Consider the following 3,645-nt stretch of genomic DNA (forward strand, 5'->3'; position numbering starts at 1 on the left):
GGACAAGCATCGTCATTTTATTATGGTCAGCCTCAGGGTGAAGTGTGTCTAATCAACAGGGTTTTCGGTCTCTAAGCACTTTTTAAAGGGAACATCATCGACTCAAATCTCTATTTGCAACAGTGCCCTCGTAAGTTGGGCGATAATATTGAAAGTGTATTGAACAAGACTTTAACTATTCATGCCCAATCTTATATGCAACAGTTTGACGTGGCTAAACATACGGCTTATGAAGCCCTAAAGCGTGGAGTCAATGGTTTATTTGAAGCGGAATTTAATTACACCCAGTTTGTTGAGGGTAGTCAAAAAATTGAGTTTGTCCGCAGTCGCTTTGTGCAAAAGATTAGTTACGTTAATGATTTAGGATTGGTAAGATTAGTATTCGCCAATGACGTTGTACCATTAATTGTAGGATTGGAAAAAAAATTTACCAAATACGAGATAGAGCAAATTAAAGGCTTACAGAGCCGATATGCTATTCGCCTGTATGAGTTTTTGATTAAATGGCGGTCTGTGGGCAAAACCAATGAAATCTCGTTAGATGAGTTAAGAAATCATTTTGGGTTATTGAGTGATGAATATGTGCGTATGCACCATTTCAAAGCAAGAGTTTTAGATTTGGCTATTAGTCAAATTAACGAACACACGGATATTATTGCTGAATATGAGCAACACAAGCAAGGTCGCACTATTACAGGATTTACCTTTAAATTTAAACAAAGAACCAAGCCCAAAACGGTAAAAGCTGAAAAGACAGAGCGTGATCCACATACAGTAGATATGTTTATAACCATGACCGATAATCAACGCTTTGCCTTCGCTAAAAAAATATCTCAATTACATGAGGCATCGTATTTGGCACAAGGGCAAGCAGGTCGAAGTTACGATGTGTTTGCTGAACAAATTGCTGAAGCATTATTAGATAGTGAAAAGCAGAAAGTATATTTACCCTTCTTATCGAAATTAGGGTTTAAATTTTAAGATTTTTATTCGCTGTTTACAGGTTGTGGTAGAAGTAGTCCTTGATATCAAAAACAAAAATTATTTTAAGGGAATAAAGGCTTCTGACTATCACCAAATGATAAGTTATCTGAGTTCTATTCAGTGAAAAACTGCTATATTAGGGGTCAGCACAGAAAACGGAAATTATAGGGCGGTAAGTACATTTATTTACTTCTATGTAGTTGTTATTTAAGAACTTCGTTAAAAATCTTTCAATTAAATTGCATGTTGCCAATCTCTAGCAGACAGGCAAAGCATAAAAATATAAATCTTTGATTTTAATAAATTAATTAGTCGACAAAATTCCTTGTCGTACTATTTTCTCCAAATTCTGGGGTAACCCCTATCAAATCAAAAACTCGATGATATGCGTCATTTAGTTGATCAAATACCTTCTTACGGCAGTCAATCTATACCTAAAATAAACGATCCTAGTTGGGAGGGGTTATTAGATGATCGGAGAATATCTTGGAATATGAACGACATCACCATAATAGAAAGGCTAGTACTTATTTATTATACTTTTAGTATGAAGGTTCTTAGTGTTTTCAATCAAGAATTTGCAGAGAGAGGAGTTTCTTTTTCATACTCTGATTAGTATGCCTATGGCAAACCAATTTCACTGCTTCGGTACCCTAGTGAGGACTAGAACCTTAGGCTGTAGGCTAATGATATTGGTATATTGAGTTATTTAGGTAGTCGCGGTGTACTTCATGGTGTATAGAAAGTTAGTTTTTCGAGCTAATAAAGCCATTTTGACAAAATTTAAGAAGTATTTTAGAAAACTAGATAGTTACACAGAATTTAGGGTAGTCTCAAAATGAAAGTTATAACTAATGGTTCTTTAACATCTTCTAATTCCTTTGGTGAAAAATAAGATTCCATTTTATGCTTAACTCTCAACTTTTTTTCGCTAAATCATTTATTTTACGAAGGTTAGACTTTCAATATTAAACTTACAATTCTTGTAATACAGCCATTCCAATAGGCTTAAGAAGTTGAGAGTGGCATTTCTTGCATAGAATTATTTTGTATTAAATAAAATAACTAAAGGTTTGGCTCGTGAAGATCTCAATAAGAAAACTGTATGTAATTAGCTTAAGTGCATTAATTACTGTGGCTTGTTCCAGTCAAAGTGAATCAGAAGGGATGCTAATTATAAATAACAAAACCTCCGAAGATATAACTAAGGTTAATTTAACTTATAAAACCACTAATAAATCAGAAAATATAGGTAATTTATCTCCTAATCAATCATTTAAGTATCCTATAAAATATTCTGACACCGAAGACTCTATAGTAATTACATATACTGATAGTAATAATACAGTGCATAAGGATGTAGCTGTTCCTTATTTCGGTAAATATGATAAGAAAAATTATAGTTATAATATCAAGTAGTTTAAGTATTATTAATATTTAGAGTGTACGGCATTGACGGTATAGGTTAAATTGACACTACAAGACAGCACTTTAACCAATTTCAACAGCAACATCCCCAAATATATTTAATATAAATTAAGCATGAGATATAAAAATGCACGCCTTTGATATTATCATACCCCAATATACAGGTATCGCTGAAGATGATGATAGCCACGACCATGATGTATTTTGTTATTTAGGAAATTTAGAAGGCAACGGACAAATATTACCCCGTAACCATCATTTAGCTGTTAGCCAAAATGATATTACTCGCGTGACTGTGGTGTGTCCTGAAATGGATGCCCTTGACCGTAAAAATATGAACAGCTATGCCCAAGAAATGCACAATAAAATCGAACAGTTAGCAGGTAAACCCATTCAAACCTTGTATATCGGAGAAGACCATGACTATCCTCTTCCCCGTTATGCCGTACCAACGCAATCTGAATTTTACATGTTGCGTTGGGGCTGGAGTTCGCCTTTACTAGATGGAGTAACCTTACAAGGCATTCCTCTATATAAAATCCCATATACCCAACCTGATCACCCTTGTTATGATAATGTGTGGTCATGGTATCGTCAGGCTGAAGCGTTATATCGTTTGTGGCTTGGTTCTCAACCAGTAAGTGAAGCCTTTGCCTTAGAGCAAATGCAAAATCCCAATTCTGAGCATAGCAAAATAGGTCGAGAATTGTGCCGTATCATTGAACAAAGCACAGGTGTACCCACCTATTATTTTCTAATGAATTACCGTGATTGGACACAGGCAGAAGATATGGAACAAAAATGTCCACTGACAGGGCAGGATTGGCTATTGCCTGCCAATACCTATCACTATATTGATTTTAAATGCGATGAGAGTCGTTTGGTGAGTGAGTTGAGTCAAAATTGGTCGGATGAAAGCGAGGACTGACCGAATGAAAAATTATTTGTGGTAAGCTCATAAAGCCTATCAAGCATAGAGATAAAAATAACACCCAAACTATCTGTAACCAACCGTGAATCGTCTCGATATTTTCGGAGAGTGTTTTACTGGAATCAGGTACAGGACAAGTTTATTTTCAGTATACCCTAGCGGAACCACCTAAAAAGGCACTGTTGCAAATAGGCTGACATGATAAGCTAAATATCTTATTTATTTCGAGATACAGCAGATGAATCCCTTCCACGGTCGGCACTTTCAAGGTGAAATCATTCTTTGGGCTGTTCGTTGGTATT

3 protein-coding genes and 1 pseudogene are annotated in these 3,645 nt (G+C 35.4%); all 4 read left to right on the forward strand.

The window, feature by feature from the left end:
• Window positions 1–75: pseudogene (locus FTU36_RS16425) on the forward strand (IS6 family transposase); the annotation flags it as partial.
• A gap of 60 nt (window positions 76–135) precedes the next feature.
• Entirely contained in the window at window positions 136–981 is an 846-nt protein-coding gene (repM, locus tag FTU36_RS16430; protein WP_180049802.1) for a replication initiation protein RepM, read from the forward strand.
• Between the two features lie 1,083 nt (window positions 982–2,064).
• Complete coding sequence (locus tag FTU36_RS16435) at window positions 2,065–2,403, forward strand: hypothetical protein (RefSeq protein WP_114237945.1); 339 nt, start codon at window positions 2,065–2,067, stop codon at window positions 2,401–2,403.
• Window positions 2,404–2,539: 136 nt separating this feature from the next.
• Window positions 2,540–3,340, forward strand: a complete 801-nt coding sequence (locus FTU36_RS16440) for a DUF2310 family Zn-ribbon-containing protein (protein ID WP_114237944.1) — start codon at window positions 2,540–2,542, stop codon at window positions 3,338–3,340.
• Window positions 3,341–3,645: the final 305 nt, after the last annotated feature.

It is taken from the genome of Acinetobacter sp. YH12096 (assembly GCF_013419215.1).
GTDB classification, from domain to species: Bacteria; Pseudomonadota; Gammaproteobacteria; order Pseudomonadales; family Moraxellaceae; genus Acinetobacter; species Acinetobacter amyesii.

Bases quoted from the DNA above. Each gene is read 5' to 3' on its own strand.
- FTU36_RS16440 (WP_114237944.1), top strand. From the start codon at position 2,540: ATGCACGCCTTTGATATTATCATACCCCAATATACAGGTATCGCTGAA.